The sequence below is a fragment of the Amorphus suaedae genome (assembly GCF_053629675.1).
Map to the genome: position 1 here is coordinate 3,003,564 of NZ_JBRJIT010000001.1, position 26,639 is coordinate 3,030,202.

Below are 26,639 nucleotides of genomic sequence, written 5' to 3' on the forward strand. Positions count from 1 at the left end.
GCTGTCGTCCCTGAACCGTGCAGAGAAAGGGGCCTAGATGACGCCCGCCTCGTTGCGCAGCTTCGACACCAGCTCGGCCACGTCCGCCACCATGACGCCGGCCTTGCGCGTCGCCGGCTCCTCGGTCTTCACGATCGTCAGGCGCGGCGCCGGGTCGACGCCGTAGTCCTCGACCGTCTTCTCGTCGATCGGCTTCTTCTTCGCCTTCATGATGTTGGGCAGCGAGGCATAGCGCGGCTCGTTGAGGCGCAGGTCGGTGGTCACGATGGCCGGCATCGTCACCTTCACCGTCTGCAGGCCGCCGTCCACCTCGCGGGTGACCTCGGCGCTGTCGCCGGAGATCTCGATCTTCGAGGCGAAGGTCGCCTGCGACCAGCCGAGCAGCGCCGACAGCATCTGGCCGGTCTGGTTGGCGTCGTCGTCGATGGCCTGCTTGCCGAGGATGACCAGGCCCGGCGCTTCCGCCTCGACCACGCCCTTGAGGATCTTCGCCACCGCCAGCGGCTCCAGCGCCGTGTCGGTCTTCACCAGGATGCCGCGGTCGGCGCCCATGGCGAGGCCGGTGCGCAGCGTCTCCTGGGCCTGCTGGGGGCCTATCGACACCACGACGATCTCGGTCGCGGTGCCGGCTTCCTTCATCCGGATCGCCTCTTCGACGGCGATCTCGTCGAACGGGTTCATCGACATCTTGACGTTCGCGAGGTCGACGCCGGATCCGTCCGGCTTGACGCGAACCTTCACGTTGTAGTCGACGACCCGCTTTACCGGCACCAGAACCTTCATCGAAACACTCCCGTATTCTTCCGGCGCCGCCACGGCGGTGCACCGCACCAGATCATCGGCTGGAACAGGATGAGGAATCGTGGGCCCGATTTTTCCGCCCGCATCCTGCTCCGGCTATTTGTATCGTTCAGGATGAGGGCAGGTGGTCTGGACCTGACATCATCGTGATCTAAAGCGACGTCCGGCCTCGAAAAACGGCCGCGCTGCCGGAAAGAGCGCGGACCGTACTTGTGGCCGAAAAGGGTGTCAACGCACCTGCCGCACTGCACGCGCCGCCAGATGGCCGGGCGCCCGCCCCGGCTCCTCCCGTTTGACCCGGATCGGCCAGATCCGGACGCGGGGAGCGCCGGCTCCGCGTCTCAGCGCGTCGCCCCCGGCACCCAGAGAACGTCGCCTTCACCGTTCGCGTTGGCCGCCCGGCTGGCCACGAAGAAGTAGTCGGACAGCCGGTTGATGTAGCGGATCGCCGCGCCGCCGACCGGCTCGCGGGCCGCGAGTTCGGTGGCCAGGCGCTCGGCGCGCCGCGACACCGTGCGGCAGTGATGCAGGTGGGCGGCAAGCGGAGTCCCGCCCGGCAGAACGAATGAGCGCAGCGGCGCGAGGTCGGCGTTCAGCGCGTCGATGTCGGCCTCCAGGCGCTCCACCTGGCTGTCGACGATCCTCAGCGCCTTGTCCTCGTAGGGGCCGCCCGGCGGGGTCGCCAGGTCGGCGCCGAGGTCGAACAGCTCGTTCTGGATGCGGGCAAGCGTCGCGTCGATGGTCGGCGCATCGGCGGCGTGAAGGCGCGCCAGCCCGACCGCGGCGTTGGTCTCGTCAACCGTGCCGTAGGCCGCGATGCGCAGGTCGCCCTTGGGGCGGCGCTCGCCGGTCGACAGGGCGGTGGTGCCGTCGTCGCCGGTGCGGGTGTAGATCTTGTTGAGGACGACCACGTCGGTGTCTCCCGATAGCGTGTCAGCCGCGCGCGAAATAGAGCGTGGCCATGATGATGATGATCGCCAGGAACTGCAGGCCGACGCGCCACCGCATCAGCCGCTGGGATCGGCTCGGATTGCCGCCACGGATCATGTTCACGAAGCCGAGGACCAGGACGATCGCCACCGCGCCGACGGCGATGGGAACGAGATTATAGAGAATGACTTCCATTCGGTCGGACCTTTCGCATGGCCGGAAAGGCCTGCGCTGACGATACGCTGGAGCATCCCGGCCGGATCGGCCCGATCTGAAGCCGAGGAAAGCGTCCAACGGATGGAATGAGGCGCCGCTTCCGGTCGGTCAAGTGACCCTGACTGGTCGGAATGGGCTCCGGGATGGTCGTTCAGATGGCTTCGCCGCGCAGCAGGCGGGGTTCGTTGGGATCGAAGCCGGCGGCCTGGCGCATGAACGCCCGCTTCACGCCGGGCAGCCGGTCGACGAGGCCCAGCCCCACCGTCCGCGCCAGGCGCACCGGGGCCAGGTCGTTGGAGAACAGGCGGTTCAGAAGGTCGGTGGTCGCCGCCATCTCCAGCGTGTCGAAGCGCCGCCAGCGCTCGTAGCGCTCCAGCACGTCGACGGCGCCGATGTCGAGGCCGATGCGCCGGGCATCGACCAGCACCTCGGCCAGCGCCGCCGCATCGCGCAGGCCCATGTTGAGGCCCTGTCCGGCGATCGGATGGATGGCATGGGCGGCATCGCCGGCCAGCGCGAAGCGCGGCGCGATGAACGAGCGCGCGATCTGCACCGACAGCGGGTAGGCCGACCGCGATCCGTCGAGGTGCACGTCGCCCAGCTCCGGCCCGAACCGGCGGGCCAGTTCGATCTCGAACGAGAAGTCGTCGAGGCCGACCAGACGCTCCGCCTCCACGGTCCGTTCGGTCCACACGATCGACGAGCGGTTGCCCCGCAGCGGCAGGATCGCGAACGGACCTGCGGGCAGGAAATGCTCCACCGCGCGTCCCTCGTGCGGCATCTCGTGCCGCACGGTGGTGACGATGCCGCTCTGGCCGTAGGTCTCGCCGATGGTGCCGATGCCGGCGAGCCCGCGCAGGCGCGAGCGAACGCCATCGGAGGCGATCAACAGCGCGGCGCGCAGGTGGCGGCCGGAGCCCAGTCGGACATCGACCCCGCCATCGTCGGCGTCGAAGATGCGCACGGTGTCGGTGATCTCTCGGATTCCCGCCGAAAGCGCCGCCCTGGCGATCGCCGGAAACAGCGTGTCGTTGGGGATCATGTGGGCGTAGGGCTCGCCCGGCTCCACGTCGCCGGTAAAGCTCAGGAACACAGGACGCACGGCATCGCGCAGCCGGCTGTCGGTGATCACCATCTCGGTGATCGGTTCGGCCTCGCCTGCCACGTCGGGCCACACCCCCAGCCGCACCAACATCCGGCGCGCCGCCGCGGCGATGGCCGAGGCGCGGTCGTCGCCCTTCACCGAGGAAACGGGGCGCGGATCGATCACCGCGACGGTCAGGTGCGGATCCGCCTTCTTGAGCGCGAGCGCCAGCGTCAGGCCCACGGACCCCGCTCCCGCGATCGCGACGTCGATGACCTGCTCGGAATCCGGGCTCATGGAATCGGTCTCACATGCTCGTATCATGGCGCGCAAAGCGCCGCGTTCGGCGACCTCTGGGGCCGGCCGCGGCCAACTTGACAGCCGAACGTGCTCAGGGGCAAGTGCGCGCATCCTGCCTGCGGCGATCGGGCCGCCCTGCCGAAGGACTTCCGATGAGCACGGCCGTTGCGGACCTCCTCGACATTCTGGACCTCGAGCCGCTGGAACTCGACCTGTTTCGCGGCCGCAGCCCGCAGGTCGGCTGGCAGCGCGTGTTCGGCGGACAGGTGATCGGCCAGTCGCTGGTGGCCGCGACCCGAACGGTGGACGGCCGGCCGGTGCACTCGCTGCACGGCTACTTCATGCGGCCCGGCGACCCCAGCGTGCCGATCATCTACCAGGTCGACCGCATCCGCGACGGGCGGAGCTTCACCACCCGCCGCGTGGTGGCGATCCAGCACGGCAAGGCGATCTTCTCCATGTCCGCCTCGTTCCAGATCGAGGAGGAGGGGCCGGAGCACCAGATCGACCTGCCCGAGGGCATTCCCATGCCCGAGGACCTGCCCAGCGAGCAGGAGTTCAAGCAGGGCGTCATCGAACAGGCACCGGACAACGTCCGCCGCTACTGGGAGCGCGCGCGGCCGATCGAGCTGCGCCCGGTCGATCTGCGTCATTATGTGAGCAAGGAGAAGCTGGCGCCGACGCAGTACGTGTGGGTGCGCGCCACCGGGCCGTTGCCCGAGGAGCCGGCGATCCACAAGTGCGTGCTCGCCTACGCCTCCGACATGACGCTGCTCGACACCGCGCTGTTTCCCCACGGCACCTCGGTGTTCGACAAGACGCTGCAGATCGCCAGCCTCGACCACGCGATGTGGTTCCATCGGCCATTCCGCGCCGACGACTGGCTGCTCTATGCCCAGGACAGCCCCACCACAACCGGAGCGCGCGGCTTCACCCGGGGGCTCGTCTACGACCGGACTGGCGTTCTTGTCGCCTCGGTTGCCCAGGAAGGGCTCATTCGCCCACGTCGGGACCACGATGGCGCCGGCACGGTGGTCGTAATGCCTGCTTTTTAGGCAACACGCCGCTTTCACGCGCATTTTCCGGGTCTTCTCAGAAAAATCGACGGCCAATTCGCGTCATTTGCGGGCGCGGAGCCCGTTTGGCACGGCACTTGATTCTATCGGTACGTGTCGCTCCCCACCGCCCGACGGCGGGTGTGTCGGCTTGGCAGCGCTGGTTGGCGCGACCGCATTCGCCGCCTTGGTCTGAAAAAAGGGAAACGGGAACAACGCATGAAAATCGTGATGGCCATTATCAAGCCGTTCAAGCTCGACGAGGTGCGCGACGCCCTCACGGGGATCGGCATCCAGGGACTGACCGTCACCGAGGTCAAAGGCTACGGCCGCCAGAAGGGCCACACCGAGATCTACCGGGGGACGGAATACGCCGTGAGCTTCCTGCCGAAGCTCAAGATCGAGGTTGCGGTCGCGGCCGAGTCCGTCGATCGCGTCGTCGAGGCGATCGCCGCTGCCGCCAAGACGGGGCAGATCGGAGACGGAAAAATCTTCACCTACTCCATCGACCAGGTGGTGCGCATCCGTACCGGCGAAACCGACACGGAAGCGCTGTGATGGGCTACGCCGAAGATTCGAACAGGGGTCTGACAAAGAGAATGCCGATGAAAAAGCTCTCAACCCTCCTTACCGGGATCTCCGTCGTAGGTGCGGGCATGCTGCTCGCCTCTCACGGAGCCTTCGCCCAGGAAGCCACTCCTGAGGCGGCAGAAGCTGCGGCGGCGCCTGGCGTGCCGTTCATCTTCAACACGCTGCTCTTCCTGGTCACCGGCTTCCTGGTCATGTTCATGGCCGCCGGTTTCGCCATGCTCGAGGCCGGCCTCGTCCGGACCAAGAACGTGTCGATGCAGTGCCTGAAGAACGTCGCCATCTACGCGACCGCCGGCATCATGTTCTGGCTGATCGGCTACAACGTCATGTACACCGGCGTGGACGGTGGCTACTTCGGCAGCTTCACCTGGACGGTCATTCCCGATCCGTCCGCCGACACCGGCGACTACGCCGCCGCGTCGGACTGGTTCTTCCAGATGGTGTTCTGCGCCACCACCGCCTCGATCGTGTCCGGCACCGTTGCCGAACGCACGAAGCTGTGGCCGTTCATGATCTTCGTCGTGTTCCTGACCGGCGTGTTCTACCCGATCACCGGTTCGTGGCAGTGGGGCGGCGGCTGGCTGTCCGAGATGGGCTTCTCGGACTTCGCCGGTTCGACCCTGGTGCACTCGGTCGGTGGCTGGGCCGCCCTCGCCGGCGCGCTCGTGATCGGTCCGCGTCTCGGCAAGTTCGGCTCGAACGGCGTCGTGCACGTCTTCCCGGGCTCGTCGATCCCGCTCGCCACGCTGGGCATGTTCATCCTCTGGCTCGGCTGGTTCGGCTTCAACGGCGGTTCGCAGCTTGCGCTGGGTACGGCTGAAGACGCCTCCGCGGTCGCCCGGATCTTCGTGAACACCAACACGGCGGCCGCTGCCGGCGTGATCGTGGTCATGATCCTGACCCAGATCTTCTACCGGAAGGTCGACGTCACCATGGCGCTCAACGGTGCCCTGGCCGGTCTCGTCTCGATCACCGCCGAACCGCTCGCTCCGTCGCTCCTGATGGCTGCGATCATCGGCGGCATCGGTGGCGCCATCGTCGTGCTGGTCGTGCCGCTGCTCGACAAGATCCGGATCGACGACGTGGTCGGTGCCATCCCGGTCCATCTGGTCTGCGGCATCTGGGGCACGCTCGCCGTGCCGCTGACCAACACGGACGCGAGCTTCGGAACGCAGATCATCGGCATCGTCGCGATCGGCGCCTTCACCTTCATCGTCAGCCTCGTTCTCTGGCTGATCCTGAAGGCGGTGATGGGTGTTCGTCCGACCGCCGAGGAAGAAGCGCTCGGTCTGGACGCGGTCGAAGTCGGCGTCGAGGCCTATCCGGAGTTCGGCGCTGGCAGCCAGCGCATGTAGACTTCCACTTCCTCCCAACGCGATCGCTCGAGGTCGTGACTGGCCCGGGGGCTTCTCGCTCCCGGGCTTTTTTATGTCGGCCTTCCGGTTCGCCGTCGCCGCCGAACCCGGCCGCGGAGGCAGCGGAGCTCCGCCCCGCACGCAGCGATTCAGGACGCCGCGCGCGTCTGCGCGCGCGCGGCCGGATGCGCGATTAAGCCTGCGCGAATCTGCGCTTTTTTGCGCGTTTCTGCGCGCGGCGCGCAGGCCGTGGGCTGGCCGCGGCTTTGCAGATGCCGTCGCGGATCAGGGGGTGCCGTAGCCGCCGCCGGTGGGGGTCGTGACGATCACCGCCTCGCCCGGATGGATGACCGTCTGATCGGTGCCGCCGAGGGTCTCCACGGTGCCGTCGGCCCGCCGCACTTCGGTTTGGCCGAGCGCCCCCGGCTCGCCGCCGTCCAGCCCGTGCGGCCGCACCTTGCGATGCGACGCCAGGATGGCGCACTCCATCTCCTCCAGGAACCGCAGCGTCCGCTGGGTGCCGCAACCGGAGGACCACTTGCCGCGCCCGCCGGAGCCCTCGCGGATGTGGAAGTCCTCCAGGAGCACCGGGAAGCGGAACTCCAGCACCTCCGGATCGGTCAGCCGCGAGTTGGTCATGTGGACGTGCACGCCGTCGGTGCCGTTGAAGCCGGGACCGGCCGGCGAGCCGGAGCAGATGGTCTCGTAGTACTGGTGGCGGTCGTTGCCGAAGGTGAGGTTGTTCATCGTCCCCTGGGAGGCGGCCATCGCCCCCAGCGCCCCGAACAGGCAGTTGGTCACCTGCTGGCTGGTCTCGACGTTGCCGGCCACCACCGCCGCCGGATAGCGCGGCGACAGCATGGTGCCGTCGGGGATGACGATGTTGATGGGCCGCAGGCAGCCGGCGTTCATCGGGATGTCGCCGTCCACCATCACCCGGAAGCAGTAGAGGACGGCGGCGCGCGTCACCGGCTCCGGGGCGTTGAAGTTGGTGGGCTGCTGCGCCGAGGTGCCGGTGAAATCGACGGTCGCCTCGCGCTTCTCCCGGTCGACGGTGATGGCGACCTTGATCGTCGCGCCCTGGTCGGTGGCAACCTCGAAGCTGGAGTCGCGGAGCGCGTCGATGACCTGCCGCACGCTTTCCGCGGCGTTGTCCTGGACGTGGCCCATGTAGGCCTCGACCACGTCGAGCCCGAACTGGGCGACCATCTTGCGCAGCTCCTGGACGCCGCGCTCGTTGGCGGCGATCTGCGCCTTCAGGTCGGCGACGTTCTGGGCCGGGTTGCGGCAGGGGAACGGATGGTCGGTGAGAAGCGCCATCGCCTCCGCCTCGCGGAAGCGGCCCTCGGAGACCAGCTTGAAGTTGTCGATGAGGACGCCTTCCTCGTCGACGGTGGTCGCCCGCGGCGTCATCGAGCCGGGCGCCGAGCCGCCGACGTCGGCGTGGTGGCCGCGGCTGGCCACGTAGAACAGGATCTTCTCGCCCGCGTCGTCGAAGACCGGCGTCACCACGGTGATGTCGGGCAGGTGGGTGCCGCCGTTGTAGGGGGCGTTGAGGGCGTACACGTCGCCCGGCCGCATCGTGCCGGCGTTCTGGGCGACGATGCTCTCCACCGACCGGTCCATCGAGCCCAGGTGCACCGGCATGTGGGGCGCGTTGGCGACCAGCGCGGTGTTCTGGTCGAACACCGCGCAGGAGAAGTCGAGCCGCTCCTTGATGTTCACCGACGAGGCGGTGTTCTGCAGCGTCACGCCCATCTGCTCGGCGATCGCCATGAACAGGTTGTTGAACACCTCCAGCATGACCGGATCGGCATCGGTGCCGACGGCCGAGCGGGACGGCAGCGCCACCACGCGCTTCAGCACGACGTGGTTCTTGGCGGTGATCTCGGCGGCCCAGCCGGGCTCGATGACGATGGTCTGGTGATCCTCCACCAGCAGCGCGGGGCCGGCGATGCGGCCGCCCGGACCCGTCGACGCTCGGTGGTGGACACCCGCCTCTCGCCAGTCGCCGCCGGAGAAGAACCGGACCGTGTCGGCCGGCTCCGGCGCGTGATCGGTGACCGGCAGGTCCTCCTCGGCGAGGTCGGCGCCGCCGGCGAGCCCTTCCACCTCGATCGCCTCGACGACGACAGGGCGGTCGTCGAAGGCGAACCCGAACTGCCGCCGGTGGACGGCGGCGAACGCGGCCTCCATCTCGTCCGGCGCGCCGAACGGCACCGGCAGCGCGGTGTCGGTGCCGTCGTAGCGCAGGTGACAGCGCACATCGATGGCGACGTCGTCCGCGGCGATGGCCTGGCGGGCGAGCTCGCCGTGCACGTCGGCCGACAGCTCGTCGGCCAGCGCCCTGAGGTCGTCCGAGAGCGCCGGGGCGAGGGTGCGCGCCACCGAGCGCGTGCGGTTGGCGCGGATGTCGGCGAGGCCCATGCCGTAGGCCGACAGCACGCCGGAGTAGGGGTGCATCATCACCGTGGTCATGCCGAGCGCATCGGCGACCTTGCAGGCATGCTGGCCGCCGGCGCCGCCGAAGCAGACCAGGGTGTAGCCGGTAACGTCGTGGCCGCGCTGCACCGAGATCTTCTTGATGGCGTTGGCCATGTTCTCGACCGCGATGGTCAGGAAGCCGTCGGCCACCTCGGCCGCATCGCGCCCGTCGCCGATCTCGGCGGCCATCTCCTCGAAGCGCCGGCGGACCACGTCGACGTCGATGGGCTGGTCCTGGTCCGGGCCGAAGATCTTCGGGAACGCGTCGGGACGGAGCTTGCCGACCATGACGTTGGCGTCGGTGACCGCCAGCGGTCCGCCACGGCGGTAGCAGGCGGGACCGGGATTGGCGCCGGCGGAATCCGGACCGACCCGGAAGCGGGCGCCGTCGAAATGCAGGATCGAGCCGCCGCCGGCCGCCACCGTGTTGATCTGCATCATCGGCGCGCGGATCCGCACCCCGGCGACCTCGGTCTCCAGCGTGCGCTCCAGCTCGCCGGCGAAATGGGAGACGTCGGTGGACGTGCCGCCCATGTCGAAGCCGATGACCTTGTCGAAGCCGGCGATCTTCGCCGTCTCCACCGCGCCGACGACGCCGCCGGCCGGACCGGACAGGATCGCGTCCTTGCCCTGGAACAGGTTGGCGGCGGTGAGCCCGCCGGAGGACATCATGAACATGAGCCCGATGCCGCGCGTCGCGGAACCGGACGACGCGTCGTCGTCCCCTTCGGCGATGAAGGCGGAGGCGACGCGGTCGACGTAGCGGCGCAGGATCGGCGAGAGGTAGGCGTCCACCACCGTCGTGTCGCCGCGCGGGACCAACTTCATCAGCGGCGAGACGGCGTGGCTGGCCGACACCTGGGCAAAGCCGAGCGAGCGGGCGAGGTCGGCCACCAGCCGCTCGTGCTCGGGAAACGCGTAGGCGTGCATGAACGCGATCGCCACGGCGTCGATGCCGTCGGCCCGCGCCTTCTCCAGCTCCGCGCGGACGGCATCGAGGTCCGGCTCGACCTCCACGGTGCCATCGGCGCGGACGCGCTCGTCCACCTCGGCGACCCGCTCGTAGAGCATGTCCGGCTTGACGATGACCTTGGCGAAGATGTGGGGGCGGGCCTGGTGGCCGATCTTCAGGGCGTCACGGAAGCCCCGGGTGACCAGCAGCAGCGTGCGGTCGCCCTTGCGCTCCAGGAGCGCGTTGGTGGCGACCGTCGTTCCCATCTTGATGCCGTCGATCCGGCCCGACGGGATGGCGGCTGCCGGGTCCAGCCCCATGAGGTCGCGGATGCCGTGCAGGGCCGCGTCCTCGTAGGCCTCCGGGTTTTCCGACAGCACCTTGCGGGTGTGGAAGCCGCCGTCGGGCGCGCGCGCGACGATGTCGGTGAAGGTGCCGCCGCGATCGACCCAGAAGCTCCACTTGCCCGCATCCATGAAGCCTTACTCCTTCGCCGCCGCTGCGCCCATCGGTCGATGGCTCCCGACCCTTTTAGCCTTGGCCGCCGGGTCAGTTCAAAGGCGAAGTCGCAGCGCAGCAAGGACGGATCGGAACAGGCCGCGGCCGGATACGAAAAAGGGCGCCGGAGGAAATCCTCCGGCGCCCTGATCATCCGCCGTTCGGCCGGCGCGCAGCGGGCGCCCGGTCCGAAGCAACCTGCCGAGGCAGGCCGGACGGTCTTATTTGTTGGTGCCGACGAGCGTCAGGTCGGCGACGCCGGCGGCGATGTTGATGCCGGTCTGCGTCTGGACGCTGAGCGGGTTCAGCGTGACCGAGCGCTCGAAGCCGCCGATCAGCGCATTGGCGCCGACGCCGACGCCGGCCGTGGCTTCAGCCGTCGCGCCCACATACTTGCCCTCGAGCATGTTCGGATCGAACTTCTCGCCGGCGGCGAGCACGCCCCAGACGATCTGGCTCTGGTCGGTCTTGCCGATGTCGATGCCGTACTTGTTGATCGTACCGGCATAGGCCTGGGTCACGTCGTTGGTGGCCGACTTGTAGACGCAGGTGAGATCCTTGGTGGAGCCGAAGATGAAGCCGGTTCCGCCGGCAACGTTGCACTCCAGAACGCCGACCTTGGCCCGCTCCTGGGCGGCGGCCGGAACGGCGGAGGCGGCGACAAGGGTGAGCGCGACAGCGGCAGCAGCGGTCTTGAACATTCGAAATCTCCTGTGTGCATCCGGGTGCGGGAGCGCCAATCGCTCCGCCCCCCGGACCAGCCTTTCCACACCGGCCTGATCGGCCGGGCCGAGCCGCGCGCCATGCGCGGGGCTCGGAGGCGTGCACCCAGGACGAACCCGCTGCCGGAGAAATCCGGCGGACGGCGCCCCTAGCGGAGGCTGCCGCAGAACCGCTGGATCCGCTCGCAGGCCGTCTCCAATGCCTCCGTGGAGGTGGCATAGGAGATGCGGAAGTTGGGTCCGGTACCGAACGCACTGCCTTGGACAACGGCAACGCCTTCCTGTTCCAGAAGTTCCGTGACGAAGTCCTCGTCGGTCTCCAGCGCCTTGCCCGACGGGGAGGTGCGGCCGATGGTGCCGGCGCAGGACGGGAACACGTAGAACGCGCCTTCCGGGGTCGGGCAGGAAATGCCGGTCGCCTGGTTCAGCATCGACACGACCAGGTCGCGCCGCTCCTTGAAGATGATGTTATTCTCCGCGATGAAGCCCTGCGGGCCGGTGAGCGCCTCGACGGCGGCCCACTGGGAGATCGTGCACGGGTTGGAGGTCGACTGGGACTGGATCTTGGCCATCGCCTTGATCAGCTGCTCCGGGCCGCCGGCATAGCCGATGCGCCAGCCAGTCATGGCGTAGGCCTTCGACACGCCGTTCACCGTCAGCGTGCGGTCCATCAGCTCCGGGCACACCTGGGCGATCGTGGTAAAGGCGAAGTCGTCGTAGACGAGATGCTCGTACATGTCGTCGGTCATCACCCAGACATGCGGGTGCTTCGCCAGCACCGCGCCGATCTCGCCGAGCTCGGTGCGGGTGTAGGCGGCGCCGGACGGGTTCGACGGCGAGTTGAGGATCAGCCACTTGGTGCGCGGCGTGATCGCCGCTTCCAGCGCCGCGGCCGTCATCTTGTAGCCGGTGTCGCTGCTGGTCTCGACCGCCACGGGCTCGCCACCGCCGAGCAGCACCATGTCGGGATAGCTCACCCAGTAGGGTGCCGGCACGATCACCTCGTCGCCCGGGTTCAGGGTGGCCACCAGCGCGTTGTAGAGGATCTGCTTGCCGCCGGTGCCGACCGACACCTGGGAGGTCTTGTAGGTCAGCTCGTTCTCGCGCTTGAACTTCTCGACGATGGCTTCCTTGAGTTCCGGAATGCCGTCGACCGCGGTGTACTTCGTCTTGCCGGAGCGGATCGCCGCGATGGCGGCTTCCTTGATGTTCTCCGGGGTGTCGAAGTCCGGCTCGCCGGCGCCGAGACCGATCACGTCGCGGCCGGCGCGCTTGAGTTCGGCCGCCTTGTTGGTCACCGCGATGGTCGCGGACGGCTTAACGCGGCTCAGGGAGTCGGCGAGAAGAGCCATCTTGTCTGTACCTCAGTTCAGGGGATTGGAGAGGGGGCTGGTCCGGCGCCCCGCCCCGGGGAGCGCACGCGAACCCGCACGCACGTGCCTGCAACGCAATGGTGATCTGGCGACGCGGTCTCCCGCCTCGCCTTCCTGCTGCTTCGCGCGCCCACGCGGGCCGGACCGTGGTGATCCTTGATGTAACCGGAAACCGATCCTGCCGGGCGGCCGGAGCCGCCCGCCCGGAGAGGCGCTAGAACGCGAAGCCCGGGCCAACGGCACCGTTCCACCCGTCGACCGGGCCCATGGGCTGGTCGTAGGTGAGGCCGTTGACCGGCATGTCGAGGTTCGGCGATTTGAGCTGGCCGCTGTTGATGTCCGGGCCGGTGGGCAGGCCGGAATTGGTCAGCATGTAGACGCCGGGGAGGTTCGGACCGTAGGGGCCGGGATAAGCGTAGCCACCCGGCGTCACGGTGATCTCCGGAGTGGGCTGCGCCAGAGCCGGAACGGCCGGCACGGTCACCAGCAGCACCAGTGCGGTTGCGGCGAAGCTCCTCATCATACCCTCGATCTCCCTGCAGCCGGTTCCCGAAGACCCCCCGGGCCCCGAACGACGCACAAACACTTGAGGGAAACATATAAACCGCGAATCGGTTCGAGGCACCCACGCGATTCGGGAAAATGGCGACTTTTTGCGCCGGGTGTCTCATTCAAGCCGCATTTCCGGGCCGCCGGGGCGCCCCCCGCCGGCTCAGCGCACCAGCCGGCCGACGAGACGGGCGGTGTAGTCGACCATCGGGATGATCCGTCCGTAGTTGAGCCGCGTCGGCCCGATGACGCCGAGGACGCCGACCACCCGGTTGTCCTCGTCGCGGTAGGGCGACACGACCAGCGACGAGCCGGACATGGAGAACAGCTTGTTTTCCGACCCGATGAAGATGCGCACGCCGTCGGCGTCGTCGGCGAGATCGAGGAGCTGCAGCAGCTCCTTGTTGCTCTCCAGGTCGTCGAACAGCCGGCGGATGCGTTCCAGGTCCTCCTGGGCGGTGAGGTCCTCCAGCAGGTTGGCGCGGCCGTGGACGATCAGCGTGCCGTCGCCGTTGCTGCCGCTGCCGGCCCAGGTGGCGATGCCGGCGTCGACCAGCCGCTGGGTGAGGTCGTCGAGCTCGGCCTGCTGCTGCACCTTGAGGGTCTTCAGCGCGGTGATTGCCTCGGCGAGCGTCTTCCCGCGGATGTGGGTGTTGAGATAGTTGGTCGCCTCGGTGAGCGCCGAAGACGGCAGGCCGGGCGGAAGATCGACGATGCGGTTCTCCACCGAGCCGTTCTCGCCGACCAGCACCACCAGCGCCGAGGCGGCGTCGAGGCGCACGAACTCGACGTGCTTCACCCGGAGGTCGGCCTTGGAGACCACCACGACGCCGGCGCCGCGCGACAGGCCCGACAGCATCTGGCTCGCCTCGTGCAGCAGCGCGTCCGGCCCCCGGTCGGAGCCGCCGGCGCGCACCTGGGCCTCGATGCCGGCGCGGTCCTGGTCCGACAGGTCGCCGATCTCCAGCAGCGCGTCGACGAAGAAGCGCAGGCCCTGCTCGGTGGGCAGGCGACCGGCGCTGGTGTGCGGGGCGTAGATGAGCCCGAGCGATTCCAGGTCGGCCATGACGTTGCGCACCGAGGCCGGCGACAGCACGGTGGTCAGCCGCCGGGAGATGTTGCGCGAGCCGATGGGCTCGCCGGTGTCCAGGTAGGACTCGACGATCTGCTTGAAGATGTCCCGGGACCTCGCGTCGAGGTCGACCAGGTTCGAGTGTGGCGGTTCGATCCAGCGATCCGATGCCACGGCGCAAGCCTCCAGGTGATGGGACGGGATCGCTGCCGCGCGACGCGCAGGACGCGTCCGCGACCGGCCGATCCCTCGACTGCCTATGTAAGCCTATGCTGGCGCCAGCGCACCATCCGTCAAGGCCGAACCGGCGCCGCGCCTTTACGCTTCCCGGCAAAGCTGGTTACTAGGCCCCGCAAACCCGAGACACCCCCAGGGGAGACCATCCGCATGCGCCCATCCAACCGCGCGCCCGACGAACTGCGAGCCGTATCGCTCGAGCGCGGCATCTCGCGTCATGCCGAGGGGTCGTGCCTCGTCAAGTTCGGCCACACCCACGTGCTGTGCACCGCGAGCCTGGAAGAGCGCATCCCGCCGTGGCTGAGAGGCAGCGGCGAGGGCTGGGTGACGGCGGAGTACGGCATGCTGCCGCGCGCCACCAACACCCGCATGCAGCGCGAGGTGAAGGCCGGCAAGCCGTCCGGGCGCACCGAGGAGATCCAGCGGCTGATCGGCCGCTCGCTGCGCGCCGTCGTCGACCGCAAGGCGCTGGGCGAGCGCCAGATCTCCATCGACTGCGACGTGCTGCAGGCCGACGGCGGCACCCGCACGGCGGCGATCACCGGCGCCTGGGTGGCGCTGTCGGACTGCCTGAACTGGATGGCCTCGCGCAACATGCTGCGCGGCGGACAGGTGCTGCGCGACCACGTGGCGGCCGTCTCCTGCGGCATCTACCGCGGCACGCCGGTGCTCGACCTCGACTATCCGGAGGATTCCGAGGCGGAGACCGACGCGAACTTCGTGATGACCGGCTCCAAGGGGATCATCGAGATCCAGGGCACGGCGGAGCGCACCCCGTTCTCCCGCGAGGAGTTCGCGAGCCTCGTCGACCTCGCCGAGCTCGGCATCGGCCAGCTCGTCGAGCTGCAGAAGCTGGCGATCAGCTGACCGCGATGACCGTCCGCACCTTCACCGAAGGCGAACTCGTCGTCGCCAGCCACAACGCCGGCAAGGTGCGCGAGATCCGCGACCTGCTGGCGAGCTTCCCGATCACCGTGACGGCGGCCTCCGACCTCGGCCTGCCGGAGCCGGAGGAGACCGGCACCACCTTCGTGGAGAACGCCGTCCTGAAGGCGCGCGCGGCCGTGGCGGCCTCGGGCAAGCCGGCGCTCGCCGACGATTCGGGCCTGGCGGTGGACGCGCTCGGCGGCGAGCCCGGCATCTATTCGGCGCGCTGGGCAGGCCCGGACAAGGATTTCGCCCAGGCGATGCGCAACGTGGAGGAAAAGCTCCAGGGGCTCGGCGCGGTCGCGCCCCACCAGCGACGCGGCCAGTTCGTCGCCGTGCTGGCGCTCGCCTGGCCCGACGGCCACGTGGAGGTGTTCCCCGGCGAGGTGGCTGGAACGCTGGTCTGGCCGCCCAGGGGGGAGAAAGGCTTCGGCTACGACCCCATATTCCTTCCCGACGGCTTCGAGCGGACGTTCGGAGAGATGACGGCGGAGGAGAAGCACGGATGGCGACCCGGGGCGGCGACAGCGCTCTCTCACCGCGCGCGCGCTTTCAAGGCGCTGGCGGAAACGTGCCTGGCGCGCTGACCCTCGCGGATCCGGCGGCGGGCAGCGAGGGCAGCCTCGCGGTCTACGTCCACTGGCCGTTCTGCGCGGCCAAATGCCCGTACTGCGACTTCAACAGCCACGTCCGCCACGGCGGCGTCGACCAGGCGTCCTACGCCGACGCGCTGGTGCGCGAGCTCGCCTTCGCCGCCGAGCGAGTGCCGGGCCGCACGGTCACCAGCGTGTTCTTCGGCGGCGGCACGCCGTCGCTGATGGCGCCGGAGACGATCGGGCGCGTCATCGACGCGGTGAGCCGGACCTGGCGCATCGCCAACGACTGCGAGATCACGCTGGAGGCCAACCCGTCGAGCGTCGAGGCCGACCGCTTCGCCGGCTACCGGCTTGCCGGCGTCGACCGCGTCTCGCTGGGCATCCAGTCGCTGGAGGACGACCAGCTGCGCTTCCTCGGCCGGCTTCACGACGTCGCCGCGGCGCGACGGGCGATCGGCATCGCGCGCGCGACCTTCTCGCGGATTTCCTGCGACCTGATCTACGCCCGCCCCGGCCAGACGCTGGCCGCCTGGGAGCGCGAGCTGGGCGAGATGCTGGACTTCGGCCCCGATCACCTGTCGCTCTACCAGCTGACCATCGAGGAGGAGACGCCCTTTTACCGGCTGCACCAGGCCGGCAAGTTCGTCATCCCCGACGACGACCTGGGCGCCGACCTGTTCGAGGCGACCCGGGCGATCACCGCCGGCGCCGGCCTGCCCGCCTACGAGGTCTCGAACCATGCCGCGCCCGGCGCGGAATGCCGGCACAATCTCACCTACTGGCGCGGCGGCGACTACGTGGGCATCGGCCCCGGCGCCCACGGCCGGCTGACGGTGGCGGGCGTGCGCCATGCGACGGTGGCCGCCAAGCTGCCGGAGACGTGGCGCGGTGCGGTGGAAGCCGACGGCCACGGCTACGTGGAGGACGCGCCGCTGACCCACGAGGAGAGCGCCGAGGAGTTCCTGGTCATGGGGCTGCGACTGACCGAGGGGATCGACCTCACCCGCCTCCGCAACCGCACCGGACGCGTCATCGACCGCGCGGCGCTGGCGCCGCTGGAGGACGAGGGGCTGTTGCGCTGGGCCGACGACCGGCTGATCGCCAGCGAGCGCGGCACGCTGGTGCTCAATGCGCTGATCGGCGAGGTCGCCGCCCACACCCATCTCGCGGCGGACGCCCCGGTCGGCTATGGTCGCGCAACGGAGCAACAGCGGTCGCCACAAGGGCCCGCACTGGAGCGAACCTGGTGACGCTTGCCGATACCCCGGGCATCAAGCGGGTGCCCAACGGACCGCAAGCGGTTCTCGACGGCGCGGCGCTGACGGACCGTCTCGTCGAGCGCCTGCGCGAGGACCGCGGAAACTGGGACCTCGCCCGCGGCGACGTCCTGGCCATCCTGAAGGAAGAACGCGAAGCGGCGCTGGCGGAAATCCAGCGGCTTCTGGGCGAGGACGGCGGCGGCATTCTCTGCGCCCGCCGCATCGCCAAGCTGCACGACGATCTCATCATCGCCATCGCCCAGGTGGTGACCTCCTACGCCTATCCGGCCGACAACCCCTCCTCGGCCGAGAAGATCTCGATCGTCGCGGTGGGCGGATACGGCCGGGGCACGCTGGCCCCCGGCTCCGACATCGATCTCCTGTTCCTGTTTCCCTACAAGCAGACCCCCTGGGTGGAGAGCGTCATCGAGGCGATCCTCTACCTGATGTGGGACCTCGGGCTGACCGTCGGCCACGCGACGCGCTCCATCGAGGACTGCATCCGCATGAGCCGCTCGGACATGACCGTGCGCACCGCCGTGCTGGAGGCACGGCCGCTGTGGGGCGACGAGGAGCTGTCGGCCGAGCTGATCAAGCGCTTCGACGAATCCGTGGTGCGCGGCACCGCGGCCGAGTTCATCGCCGCCAAGCTTGCCGAGCGCGACGAGCGCCACCGCCGGCAGGGCCGGTCGCGCTACCTGGTCGAGCCGAACGTGAAGGAAGGGAAGGGGGGCCTGCGCGACCTCAACACCCTGTTCTGGATCGCCAAATACTTCTTCCGGGTGCGCACCGGCGAGGAGCTGGTGCGCCTCGGCGTGTTCTCGCGCGGCGACTACCGGCTGTTCCGCAAGTGCGAGGATTTTCTCTGGGCGGTGCGCTGCCACCTGCACTTCCTGGCCGGGCGGCCGGAGGAGCGGCTGTCGTTCGACGTGCAGCGCGAGATCGCGCTGCGGCTCGCCTACACGTCGCACCCGGGCCTGCGCGACGTCGAGCGCTTCATGAAGCACTACTTCCTGGTGGCCAAGGACGTCGGCGACCTGACGCGCATCTTCTGTTCCGCGCTGGAGGAGGAGCAGGTCAAGCAGACCCCCGGCCTCAACCGTTTCCTGCGCACCATGCGGCGGAGCAAGAAGCGGACGATCCGCGGCTTCGAGGACTTCGTCATCGACCACGACCGCATCAGCGTGGCGAACGAGGACGTGTTCAAGACCGATCCGGTCAACCTGATCCGGATCTTCCTTGCCGCCGACAAGCACGGGCTGGCCTTTCACCCCGACGCGATGACGCTGATCCGCCGGTCGCTGAAGCTGATCGACGCCACGCTGCGCGACAACGCCGAGGCGAACCGGCTGTTCGTCGAGATCCTGACGTCGAAGAACGACCCGGAGACGGTGCTGCGCGCCATGAACGAGGCCGGCGTGCTCGGCCGGTTCGTGACCGAGTTCGGCCGCGTCGTCGCGATGATGCAGTTCAACATGTATCATCACTACACCGTCGACGAGCACCTGATCCGCAGCATCGGCATCCTGGCCGACATCGAGCGCGGCTCGCTGGAATCGCGCCATCCGCTGGCAACCGCGCTGTTCAACTCCATCCAGAGCCGGCGCCTGCTGTACGCCGCGATGTTCCTGCACGACATCGCCAAGGGCCGGCCGGAGGACCACTCGATCCTGGGCGCCAAGATCGCCCGCAAGCTCGGGCCGCGCTTCGGCTTTTCCGCCTCGGAGACCGAGACCCTCGCCTGGCTGGTGGAATTCCACCTGGTGATGAGCGTGACCGCCCAGTCGCGCGACCTCGGCGACCCCAAGACCATCGGCGACTTCGCCGAGATCGTGCAGAGCCCGGAACGGCTGAAGCTGCTGGAGATCCTGACCGAGGCGGACATCGCCGCCGTCGGACCGGGCGTGTGGAACGGCTGGAAGGCGCAGCTGATGCGCGTGCTCTACGACGAGACCGAGCCGCGGCTTGCCGGCGGCCATTCGCGGCTTTCCCGCGCCCAGCGGGTGGCGGCCGCCCAGAAGCAGCTGCGCGACGCCCTGTCCGACTGGCCGGAGGCGGAACTGAAGGCCTACACCGACCGGCACTACGATCCGTACTGGCTGCGCGTCGACCTGCCGGAGAAGATCGCCCACGCGCGGTTCATCCGCGAGGCCAGCCTGTCGGGCAAGCAGTTCGCCACCGACGTGCAGGTGGAGGGGATGAGCGGCGTGACGCGGCTGACGGTGATGGCGCCCGACCACCCGCGCCTGCTGTCGGTCATCTTCGGCTCGTGCTCGGTCGCCGGCGCCAACATCGTCGACGCGCAGATCTTCACCACCACCGACGGCTTCGCGCTCGACACCATCGCCGTCAGCCGCGAATTCGACAGCGTCGACGACGAGACACGGCGCGCGCAGCGGATCCTCGACCTGATCGAGCGCTCGCTGAGCGGCCGCGAAAAGCTGCCCGACCGGGTGGAGCAGCGCATCCGCAAGAAGTCCGGACCGAAGCCGTTCCGGCTCGCCACCGAGGTGCTGCTGCACAACAGCTGGTCGGAGCGGCACACGGTGCTGGAGATTTCCGGGCTGGACCGGCCGGGCCTGCTCTACGACCTCACCCGGGCGATCTCGGACCTCAACCTGAACATCGCCTCGGCGCACGTCGCCACCTTCGGCGAGCGGGTGGTCGACGTGTTCTACGTGACCGACCTGATCGGCCACAAGGTGGTGAACGCGCCCCGCGAGGGCCGCATCAAGCGCCGGCTGACCGCCGCCTTCGACGACGGCACCATCCGGGCGGCGAAGCCCCGCGACGCGTCCGCCGCGTGAGACGGGCGCCGCGCGCCATGCGCGGCGGCACCGCCGAAGCGATTGCGTCCGGCGACGTTTCCGATCAATCAGATGTCTGCGTCCGGTCGTAACCGGTCGGAAACAGCTCCGGAGCCATTGTTCGCCGCGTTTCCGGACGGCGATCCGCCGCCAGTTCGCCTTCGAAACGCCAGGGGCTCCCGACGTGAACCTGCTTCGCAACTTCGCCACCGTCGGCTCGTTCACCATGATGAGCCGCGTCCTGGGCTTCGTCCGCGACATCCTGATCGCGGCGTTCCTCGGCACCGGCATCGTCGCCGACGCGTTCTTCGTGGCGTTCAAGCTGCCCAACCTGTTCCGCCGGCTGTTCGCCGAAGGGGCGTTCAACTCGGCCTTCGTGCCGCTCTTCGCCCGATCGGTCGAGGAGGGCGGCGCGGCGGATGCCCGCCGGTTCGCCGAGGAGATCCTGTCGGCGCTGCTCGTCGTGCTGCTCGCCACCGCGGTGCTGGCGGAGCTCTTCACGCCGCTGCTGGTCTGGGTGATCGCGCCGGGCTTTTCCGGCGAGGACGCCGACAAGTTCGCCATCACCGTCGCGCTGACGCGGATCTGCTTCCCCTATCTCGTGGCGATGTCGCTGGTCGCCTTCCTCTCCGGCATCCTCAACACCTTCGACCGCTTCGCCGCCGCCGCGTTCGCCCCGGTGATGCTGAACATCGTGCTGATCGCCGTGCTGACCGGCATCGGGCTGGCCGGGCTGGCGCAGACGGAAGCGGCCGGCTGGGTGCTGTCTTGGGGCGTGTTCGCCGCCGGCATCGTGCAGGCGGGGATGCTGTTCATCGCGGTGCGCCGCCACGGCTTCCACTTCTCCCTGCGCAGGCCCCGCTGGACGCCGCGCGTCAAGCGGCTGCTGAACCTGGGCGTTCCCGGCGTGATCGCCGGCGGCATCACCCAGATCAACATCATGGTGGGCACGATCATCGCCTCGTTCCTGCCGGGCGCGGTCTCCTACCTCTATTACGCCGACCGCATCTACCAGCTGCCGCTGGGCGTCGTCGGCATCGCCATCGGCGTGGCGCTGCTGCCGGACCTGGCGCGGCGCCTGCGCGGCGGCGACGGCGACGGCGCGCTGCACACCCAGAACCGCGCCCTGGAGTTCTCGCTGGTGCTGACGCTGCCGGCGGCCGTGGCGCTGGTGCTGGTGCCCGGCGAGATCATCGCGGTGCTGTTCCAGCGCGGCGCCTTCGACGCGGCCGACACCATCGCGACCTCCGGGGCGCTCGCCGCCTACGGGCTCGGACTGCCGGCGTTCGTGCTGATCAAGGTGCTGTCACCCGCCTATTTCGCCCGCGAGGACACCGCCACCCCCATGTGGTTCGCCGGCGTCGCCATGGCGGTGAACGTGGTGACCGCGCTGGCGCTGTTCCCGATCCTCGCCCACGTCGGCATCGCGTTCGGCACCTCGCTCGCCGGCTGGGTGAACGTCGTCCTCCTGTGGGCGACGCTGGCGCGGCGCGGCGACTTCCAGCCGGACCCGCTGCTGCGGCGCCGGATGCCGCGGATCCTGCTGTCCAGCGTGCTGATGGGGGCGATCGTCTACGGCCTCGCGCTGCTGCTGGCGCCGGCGTTCGTGTCCGCCTCGCTGCTGGTGCGCGGCGGCGCCCTGGTGCTGCTGGTGGGCGTCGGCATGGCCGCCTTCTTCGCCTTCTGCCAGCTGACCGGCGCCATCGACCTGAAGCGGTCGATCGGCCAGATCGCCGGGCGCCGGCGCACAGCCCCGCCCGCCTGAGCGGCTTTCCGCGCGGCGCGGGTTGCGAACCCCGCGCCGCTTCGCCATAAACCCCTCGCTTTCTCCCGCGGCAGGATCGGTCCATCCGGATGACAACGTTCGAACCTCGCGTCTTTTCCGGCGTTCAGCCGACCGGAAATCTCCACCTCGGCAACTATCTCGGCGCGATCACGCGGTTCGTGTCGCTGCAGGACGAGTATCCCTGCGTCTACTGCGTGGTGGACATGCACGCGATCACCGTGTGGCAGGAGCCGACCGAGCTGACGACCGCGATCCGCTCGGTCACCGCCGCGTTCATCGCCGCCGGCATCGACCCGGAGAAGCACATCATCTTCAACCAGAGCCAGGTGCATCAGCACGCGGAGCTCGCCTGGGTGTTCAACTGCGTCGCCCGGATGGGCTGGCTGAACCGGATGACCCAGTTCAAGGAGAAGGCCGGCAAGGACAAGGAGAACGCCTCGGTCGGGCTGTTCGCCTATCCGAACCTGATGGCGGCCGACATTCTCGCCTACCGCGCGACGCACGTGCCGGTGGGCGAGGACCAGAAGCAGCACCTGGAGCTGACCCGCAACATCGCGCAGAAGTTCAACCACGACTACGCGGCGCGGATCGCCGAGCTGGGACACGGCGACGAGGGTTTCTTCCCGCTGACCGAGCCGCTGATCCAGGGCCCGGCGACGCGGGTGATGAGCCTGCGCGACGGCTCCAAGAAGATGTCGAAGTCCGACGCCTCGGACAATTCGCGCATCAACCTGACCGACGACCGCGACACCATCGCCCAGAAGATCCGCAAGGCGAAGACCGATCCGGAGCCGCTGCCGGGCGACACCAAGGGGCTGGAGGGCCGGCCGGAGGCCGACAACCTGGTCGGCATCTACGCCGCGCTCGCCGACATGAGCCGCGAGGCGGTGCTGACGGAGTTCGGCGGCGCGCCGTTCGCCACCTTCAAGCCGGCGCTGGCGGAACTGGCGGTGGAGAAGCTGGCGCCGATGAACGCGGAGATGCGCCGGCTGCTCGACGATCCGGGCTACCTGGACGGCGTGCTCGGACGGGGCGCCGACCAGGCGGCCGCCATCGCGGCACCGGTGATCGACGCGGTGAAGGACATCGTCGGCTTCATCGGCAGCCGCCGGGGCTGACCTCAGGGCGGGGCTACTTCCGCCGGACCTGCACGTAGAGCGCGCCGTCGCCGCCATGGCTGCGGTGCGCCACCGACACGCCGACCACCAGCGGCCGCAGGTCGGGCGCCTCCAGCCAGCGCGGCACGGCGCGGCGCAGCACGCCCGCCTCGTCGCCGTCGCCGGTGCGCCCCTTGCCGGTGATCACCAGCACGATCCGGGCGCCGCGGCTCTGGGCGCCGACGATGAAGGCGCGCAGCGCCCGATGGGCGGCGTCCTGGCGCAGCCCGTGCAGATCGAGCCGCGCGTCGATGTCGACGGCGCCGCGGGCGAGCTTGCGCTCGGTCTTCCGCTCCACCGCCGCAAGATGCGGCTTCGCCAGCGACACCGTCACCGGAACCGCCGGGGCCGGCCTGGACGGGCGCACCCTCACCGGCTTGCCGGGCGTCTTCGGCGGCGCCGGCTCCTCGGCGGCCGGCGCGGCCGGTTCGGGCGGCGGCTTCGGCGTGGCCTTCGGCTTCGCGGCGATGCGCCGGGCCGCCTTGATGGGCGAGACGCTCTCCGCGACCTTCAGCCAGAGCTGGCGTTCCTCGTCGCTGAGCCGGCGCGGGCCGCGCCGCCTAACGCTCATCGGACCCGCCCGCCGGAGCGGCCGCCCGAGCCGACACCGGCTCCAGCCGGTAGAAGGTGGCGCCGTGGCGGATCCGGCCGGCGCGTTCGCCTGCCGCGTCCCCCGATCCGAAGAAGACGTCGCCGCGCGCCGCCCCGATGATCGCCGAGCCGCGGTCCTCGCCGATCATCAGCCGGCGGAACGGCGCATCGGCCACGTCCGACGCCGGCAGCCGCGCGTCGATCCAGATCGGCGTGCCGAAGGCGTTGTGGTCGGGGTCGACGGCGAGGCTGACCTCGGGGATGAGGGGAAACCCGGCGGCGCCCAGCGGGCCGTCGTCCGCGCCCAGCCCCTCCACCGGGGCGAAGAAGATGTAGGAGCGGTTGCGATCCATGATCCGGGCGGCGTCGGCAGGGTTCGCCTTCAGCCAGTCGCGGAGCCGGGCGTAGTCGAGCTCCTCGCGCGGGATGTGGCCTTCCTCGACCACGATGCGGCCGATGGCGGTGTAGGGATGGCCGGTCTTGCCGGCGTAGTTGACCCTGAGGATGCCGCCGTCGCGGAAGCGCAGGCGCGCCGAGCCCTGCACCTGCATGAAGAAGGCGTCGACCGGATCGGCGAGAAAGGCGAGCTCGAGGTCGCGTCCGTCGAGGGCGCCGGCCGTGATGGCGGCGCGGTCGAAATAGGGGACGAGGCCCGCCGGGGTGCGGCGCGCGAAGGTGAGACCGTCAGGGAAGCCGGCCGGGGCGTCGGCCGGGTCGATCTCGACCAGATCGGCGGGCCGGCGGTAGACCGGGACCGGGAACGCCTCGCTCCGCACCCGCGCGGCGGCGATCTCGGGTTCGAAGTAGCCGGTGAGGAAGCCGCTGCCCTCGGCGCCGACGCGCACCGGCCGGAACCAGGTCTCGAAGAAGGCGCGGGCGGCGGGATCGTCGACGGTGTCGGGGAGGGCCGCCTGGGCCGCGCACGCCGGCCCGTAGGCGGGGGCCCGGACGGCAAGAGCCGGGCAGTTGCGGCGGAACGCCGACAGGCTCGCCGCCATCGGCGCATCGGCCCAGCCGGGCAGGGTCGCGAGGGTCGCCGACGATGCCGGCATGATGGCAGCCCCGAGCGCGGCGACGGCGACAAGGGCCGCCCGGACCGCGCGACGTCCGGCGTGGCGCGCCGACATCAGGCCGATTCGGTGGCGACCAGCTTCCAGTTCGGATCGGAGGCCGTGACATCGCGCGCGAACGTCCAGATGTCCGTCACCTCCGACACCTTGTTCGGATCACCGTCGATCACCTCTCCGGCCTCGTCGAAGGTGGCCGAGATCATCTGGCTCTGGAAGCGCACCGTCACCTGCTCGGTGGTGTCCTTCAGCGCCGCATCGACGATGTCCGCCTTCTCGATGCCGATGAGCGTCGAGGTGATGCGCTCCTTGCGCTGCTCGCGCTCGTTGATGGCGCCAACGAAGCCGTCGTGGACGTCCTTCGACAGCAGCGGATCCAGCGCGGCGCGGTCGCCCTCGGCGAACGCCGTGACGATCATCTCGTAGGCCATGCGGGCGCCGTCGACGAACGACTTCGGCTCGAACCTCGGGTCGACCTCGGCGATGGCGGAAAGCTTGTCGTAGAGCGGGGTGCCGGGCGCGGCGGTCTTGGCGATCCGCTCCTCGATCGTGGCCGCCGACGAGCCGGCCGGCTCGGACGACGGGCGCGGCAGGGTTACCACGTTGTCGTGGCCGGTCTCGGTCGCGGGCTCGCTGCGTTCGCGGGCCGAATAGGGGTCGAAGGGCCGCCGTTCGCCGCCCGTGCGCCGACCCAGCACCGAGCGCAAGCGAAGAAAGATCGCCACCGCGAGTGCCAGGAAGATGACATTGTAGATGTCGAAGAACTCGCTCATAACCGACTACCGTTCGGCTCGCACTCGCGGCGCTGCCGCTGGGGCGCGCGCCCCTCACTATTTGGCCGTCACGCGGCCCCATGAATATGTAATGCCCGATCGGCGCCGATAAAGGCACCGCGACAAAACAGTCGTTGTCGGCACCCTATCGAAGCAATCGGGGCGGGTCTATCGCCGATCGCCCCTCGCACTCGCCAACATGGCAACCATATGGGGAGGCGGACCGACGCCCGGCCACCCCGCTTCGATCCCAGCGGCCCGAAACCCGACGAGCAAACGAGCGCCCGCCGATGCCTATTGGACTGATCCTGTTTCTGGGCCTTCTTGCCATCCCCGTGATGGAGATATCGGTCTTCATCCTCGTCGGCAGCCAGATCGGCGTGCTGCCGACCATCGGGCTCGTCTTCCTGACCGCCGTCATCGGCAGCATGCTGCTGCGCCACCAGGGCCTCTCCATCCTCAGCCGCGTCCGCGCCGAGATGGATGCCGGGCGCGTGCCCGGCGCCGAGCTGGGCCACGGCGCGATGATCCTCGTCGCCGGCATCCTGCTGCTCACCCCCGGTTTCGTCACCGACACCATCGGCTTCCTGCTGTTCGTGCCGCCGGTCCGCGAGACGCTGTGGAACCTCATCCGCAGCCGCATCGCGGTGACCGTCGCCAAGCCCACCGCCGCCGGGCGCGGACCGCGTCCGCGCGGACCCGTGGTCGACCTCGACGCCGACGACTACGGGCCGGCGGATCCGAGCTCGCCCTGGAGCGGGAAGGACCCCGGCGAACTGACGGACCGGCGCACCCCGCCCCGGTGATCCGGCGCGCGGCCGATCCCCGCCGCCCTTGAGGCGCTGGCGGAATTGGCGTACGGCCTCACCCGGAACCGACCCCCATCGCCGCGCATGCGGCCCATCAACGGATCAGCCTTATGAGCGACTTCTCCTCGTCCACCGACGATGCGCCGGCCGGAGCACCGGAAGGGACCGACGCCGTGCAGCCGTCGATCCGCATCCTTGCCCAGTACGCCAAGGACCTGTCCTTCGAGAACCCGCGCGCGCCCCAGTCGCTGCAGCAGCAGGCCGACGGACCGAAGATCAACATCGACGTCAACGTGATGGCCCGGGCGCTCTCGGAGGCCGATTTCGAGGTCACCCTCAAGCTCGAGGCGACCGCCGGCGCCGACGACAACCGGCTGTTTCACGTGGAACTCGACTACGCGGGCATCTTCCGGCTGCAGAACGTTCCGAAGGAGCACCTGCATCCGTTCCTGCTGATCGAGGGACCGCGCATGCTGTTCCCGTTCGCGCGCCAGATCGTGGCCGACGCGACGCGCAACGGCGGCTTCCCGCCGCTGATGATCGATCCGGTGGACTTCGCGGCGCTCTACCGCCGCAATCTGGCCGAAGCCCAGAACAGCTCGCCCACGCCGAACTGAGGCCGCTGCGCGCCGCCCGGCCTCCGTGCCG

At 69.4% G+C, this 26,639-nt stretch carries 23 protein-coding genes; 11 read left to right on the plus strand and 12 right to left on the minus strand.

What is annotated here, in order from left to right; genetic code table 11:
- Nucleotides 1-33 precede the first annotated feature (33 nt).
- The 4 genes from AB7M35_RS13380 to AB7M35_RS13395 form a co-directional block, all read right to left on the minus strand.
- A complete protein-coding gene (locus tag AB7M35_RS13380; protein ID WP_453960425.1) occupies nucleotides 34-783 on the minus strand; it encodes an electron transfer flavoprotein subunit beta/FixA family protein in 750 nt (249 codons plus the stop codon).
- A gap of 359 nt (nucleotides 784-1,142) precedes the next feature.
- Nucleotides 1,143-1,712, minus strand: coding sequence for a cob(I)yrinic acid a,c-diamide adenosyltransferase (locus tag AB7M35_RS13385; RefSeq protein ID WP_453960427.1), 570 nt, complete (start codon nucleotides 1,710-1,712; stop codon nucleotides 1,143-1,145).
- 22 nt (nucleotides 1,713-1,734) lie between these two features.
- Complete coding sequence (locus AB7M35_RS13390; RefSeq protein ID WP_453960428.1) at nucleotides 1,735-1,926, minus strand: twin transmembrane helix small protein; 192 nt, start codon at nucleotides 1,924-1,926, stop codon at nucleotides 1,735-1,737.
- 172 nt (nucleotides 1,927-2,098) lie between these two features.
- A complete protein-coding gene (locus AB7M35_RS13395) occupies nucleotides 2,099-3,328 on the minus strand; it encodes a ubiquinone biosynthesis hydroxylase (protein WP_453960429.1) in 1,230 nt (409 codons plus the stop codon).
- A 155-nt stretch (nucleotides 3,329-3,483) separates the two neighbouring features.
- On the opposite strand from AB7M35_RS13395, the gene tesB reads away from it, so the two are divergent.
- From tesB to AB7M35_RS13410, 3 genes are all read left to right on the plus strand, one after another.
- Entirely contained in the window at nucleotides 3,484-4,386 is a 903-nt protein-coding gene (tesB, locus tag AB7M35_RS13400) for an acyl-CoA thioesterase II (RefSeq protein ID WP_453960430.1), read from the plus strand.
- A gap of 219 nt (nucleotides 4,387-4,605) precedes the next feature.
- Nucleotides 4,606-4,944 carry a P-II family nitrogen regulator gene (locus AB7M35_RS13405; protein ID WP_453960432.1) on the plus strand — a complete coding sequence of 113 codons (339 nt, stop codon included), beginning with the start codon at nucleotides 4,606-4,608 and terminating at the stop codon, nucleotides 4,942-4,944.
- Nucleotides 4,945-4,991: 47 nt separating this feature from the next.
- A complete protein-coding gene (locus AB7M35_RS13410; protein ID WP_453960434.1) occupies nucleotides 4,992-6,332 on the plus strand; it encodes an ammonium transporter in 1,341 nt (446 codons plus the stop codon).
- 285 nt (nucleotides 6,333-6,617) lie between these two features.
- Here AB7M35_RS13410 and AB7M35_RS13415 read toward each other — a convergent pair whose 3' ends face one another.
- From AB7M35_RS13415 to hrcA, 5 genes are all read right to left on the minus strand, one after another.
- Entirely contained in the window at nucleotides 6,618-10,244 is a 3,627-nt protein-coding gene (locus tag AB7M35_RS13415; RefSeq protein WP_453960436.1) for a hydantoinase B/oxoprolinase family protein, read from the minus strand.
- Between the two features lie 243 nt (nucleotides 10,245-10,487).
- A complete protein-coding gene (locus tag AB7M35_RS13420; RefSeq protein WP_453960437.1) occupies nucleotides 10,488-10,967 on the minus strand; it encodes a DUF992 domain-containing protein in 480 nt (159 codons plus the stop codon).
- 170 nt (nucleotides 10,968-11,137) lie between these two features.
- Entirely contained in the window at nucleotides 11,138-12,340 is a 1,203-nt protein-coding gene (locus AB7M35_RS13425; protein ID WP_453960438.1) for a pyridoxal phosphate-dependent aminotransferase, read from the minus strand.
- A gap of 235 nt (nucleotides 12,341-12,575) precedes the next feature.
- Nucleotides 12,576-12,881 carry a hypothetical protein gene (locus AB7M35_RS13430; protein ID WP_453960439.1) on the minus strand — a complete coding sequence of 102 codons (306 nt, stop codon included), beginning with the start codon at nucleotides 12,879-12,881 and terminating at the stop codon, nucleotides 12,576-12,578.
- A gap of 192 nt (nucleotides 12,882-13,073) precedes the next feature.
- On the minus strand, nucleotides 13,074-14,156 hold the full coding sequence (hrcA, locus tag AB7M35_RS13435; protein ID WP_453960440.1) for a heat-inducible transcriptional repressor HrcA: 1,083 nt from the start codon (nucleotides 14,154-14,156) through the stop codon (nucleotides 13,074-13,076).
- A 213-nt stretch (nucleotides 14,157-14,369) separates the two neighbouring features.
- On the opposite strand from hrcA, the gene rph reads away from it, so the two are divergent.
- The 6 genes from rph to trpS all read left to right on the plus strand — a co-directional run bounded on the left by rph (nucleotide 14,370) and on the right by trpS (nucleotide 22,712).
- Entirely contained in the window at nucleotides 14,370-15,086 is a 717-nt protein-coding gene (gene rph / locus AB7M35_RS13440) for a ribonuclease PH (protein ID WP_453960441.1), read from the plus strand.
- 5 nt (nucleotides 15,087-15,091) lie between these two features.
- Nucleotides 15,092-15,733, plus strand: a complete 642-nt coding sequence (gene rdgB, locus AB7M35_RS13445; protein WP_453960442.1) for an RdgB/HAM1 family non-canonical purine NTP pyrophosphatase — start codon at nucleotides 15,092-15,094, stop codon at nucleotides 15,731-15,733.
- Nucleotides 15,718-16,992, plus strand: a complete 1,275-nt coding sequence (gene hemW / locus AB7M35_RS13450; protein ID WP_453960444.1) for a radical SAM family heme chaperone HemW — start codon at nucleotides 15,718-15,720, stop codon at nucleotides 16,990-16,992. Before rdgB ends, hemW begins: the two co-directional genes overlap by 16 nt.
- Nucleotides 16,989-19,808, plus strand: a complete 2,820-nt coding sequence (locus tag AB7M35_RS13455; RefSeq protein WP_453960446.1) for a [protein-PII] uridylyltransferase — start codon at nucleotides 16,989-16,991, stop codon at nucleotides 19,806-19,808. Before hemW ends, AB7M35_RS13455 begins: the two co-directional genes overlap by 4 nt.
- A gap of 184 nt (nucleotides 19,809-19,992) precedes the next feature.
- Nucleotides 19,993-21,573, plus strand: a complete 1,581-nt coding sequence (murJ, locus tag AB7M35_RS13460; RefSeq protein WP_453960447.1) for a murein biosynthesis integral membrane protein MurJ — start codon at nucleotides 19,993-19,995, stop codon at nucleotides 21,571-21,573.
- A gap of 89 nt (nucleotides 21,574-21,662) precedes the next feature.
- Entirely contained in the window at nucleotides 21,663-22,712 is a 1,050-nt protein-coding gene (trpS, locus tag AB7M35_RS13465) for a tryptophan--tRNA ligase (protein WP_453960449.1), read from the plus strand.
- Nucleotides 22,713-22,725: 13 nt separating this feature from the next.
- On the opposite strand, the gene AB7M35_RS13470 is transcribed toward trpS, so the two are convergent.
- The 3 genes from AB7M35_RS13470 to AB7M35_RS13480 are packed head-to-tail and all read right to left on the minus strand — an operon-like array spanning nucleotide 22,726 to nucleotide 25,182.
- The gene (locus AB7M35_RS13470; protein WP_453960451.1) at nucleotides 22,726-23,322 is read right to left on the minus strand and encodes a Smr/MutS family protein; all 597 of its coding nucleotides are present in this window, start codon (nucleotides 23,320-23,322) and stop codon (nucleotides 22,726-22,728) included.
- Nucleotides 23,312-24,469: a murein transglycosylase A gene (gene mltA, locus AB7M35_RS13475; RefSeq protein WP_453960452.1), complete on the minus strand. Its 1,158-nt coding sequence runs from the start codon at nucleotides 24,467-24,469 to the stop codon at nucleotides 23,312-23,314. The genes AB7M35_RS13470 and mltA overlap by 11 nt, the downstream gene beginning before the upstream one ends.
- A complete protein-coding gene (locus AB7M35_RS13480; protein WP_453960454.1) occupies nucleotides 24,469-25,182 on the minus strand; it encodes a Tim44/TimA family putative adaptor protein in 714 nt (237 codons plus the stop codon). Before AB7M35_RS13480 ends, mltA begins: the two co-directional genes overlap by 1 nt.
- A 290-nt stretch (nucleotides 25,183-25,472) precedes the next feature.
- Here AB7M35_RS13480 and AB7M35_RS13485 point away from each other — a divergent pair, with 290 nt between their 5' ends.
- A complete protein-coding gene (locus AB7M35_RS13485) occupies nucleotides 25,473-25,988 on the plus strand; it encodes an FxsA family protein (protein ID WP_453960455.1) in 516 nt (171 codons plus the stop codon).
- A gap of 113 nt (nucleotides 25,989-26,101) precedes the next feature.
- Nucleotides 26,102-26,608, plus strand: a complete 507-nt coding sequence (gene secB, locus AB7M35_RS13490) for a protein-export chaperone SecB (protein WP_453960457.1) — start codon at nucleotides 26,102-26,104, stop codon at nucleotides 26,606-26,608.
- The last annotated feature ends 31 nt before the right edge of the window (nucleotides 26,609-26,639 follow it).

Coding starts and splice junctions, on each gene's coding strand:
- AB7M35_RS13380 (WP_453960425.1), bottom strand. CDS start 783: ATGAAGGTTCTGGTGCCGGTAAAGCGGGTCGTCGACTACAACGTGAAG.
- AB7M35_RS13390 (WP_453960428.1), bottom strand. CDS start 1,926: ATGGAAGTCATTCTCTATAATCTCGTTCCCATCGCCGTCGGCGCGGTG.
- AB7M35_RS13395 (WP_453960429.1), bottom strand. CDS start 3,328: ATGAGCCCGGATTCCGAGCAGGTCATCGACGTCGCGATCGCGGGAGCG.
- tesB (WP_453960430.1), top strand. CDS start 3,484: ATGAGCACGGCCGTTGCGGACCTCCTCGACATTCTGGACCTCGAGCCG.
- AB7M35_RS13405 (WP_453960432.1), top strand. CDS start 4,606: ATGAAAATCGTGATGGCCATTATCAAGCCGTTCAAGCTCGACGAGGTG.
- AB7M35_RS13410 (WP_453960434.1), top strand. CDS start 4,992: ATGAAAAAGCTCTCAACCCTCCTTACCGGGATCTCCGTCGTAGGTGCG.
- AB7M35_RS13415 (WP_453960436.1), bottom strand. CDS start 10,244: ATGGATGCGGGCAAGTGGAGCTTCTGGGTCGATCGCGGCGGCACCTTC.
- AB7M35_RS13420 (WP_453960437.1), bottom strand. CDS start 10,967: ATGTTCAAGACCGCTGCTGCCGCTGTCGCGCTCACCCTTGTCGCCGCC.
- AB7M35_RS13425 (WP_453960438.1), bottom strand. CDS start 12,340: ATGGCTCTTCTCGCCGACTCCCTGAGCCGCGTTAAGCCGTCCGCGACC.
- AB7M35_RS13430 (WP_453960439.1), bottom strand. CDS start 12,881: ATGAGGAGCTTCGCCGCAACCGCACTGGTGCTGCTGGTGACCGTGCCG.
- rph (WP_453960441.1), top strand. CDS start 14,370: ATGCGCCCATCCAACCGCGCGCCCGACGAACTGCGAGCCGTATCGCTC.
- rdgB (WP_453960442.1), top strand. CDS start 15,092: ATGACCGTCCGCACCTTCACCGAAGGCGAACTCGTCGTCGCCAGCCAC.
- trpS (WP_453960449.1), top strand. CDS start 21,663: ATGACAACGTTCGAACCTCGCGTCTTTTCCGGCGTTCAGCCGACCGGA.
- AB7M35_RS13470 (WP_453960451.1), bottom strand. CDS start 23,322: ATGAGCGTTAGGCGGCGCGGCCCGCGCCGGCTCAGCGACGAGGAACGC.
- mltA (WP_453960452.1), bottom strand. CDS start 24,469: ATGTCGGCGCGCCACGCCGGACGTCGCGCGGTCCGGGCGGCCCTTGTC.
- AB7M35_RS13480 (WP_453960454.1), bottom strand. CDS start 25,182: ATGAGCGAGTTCTTCGACATCTACAATGTCATCTTCCTGGCACTCGCG.
- AB7M35_RS13485 (WP_453960455.1), top strand. CDS start 25,473: ATGCCTATTGGACTGATCCTGTTTCTGGGCCTTCTTGCCATCCCCGTG.
- secB (WP_453960457.1), top strand. CDS start 26,102: ATGAGCGACTTCTCCTCGTCCACCGACGATGCGCCGGCCGGAGCACCG.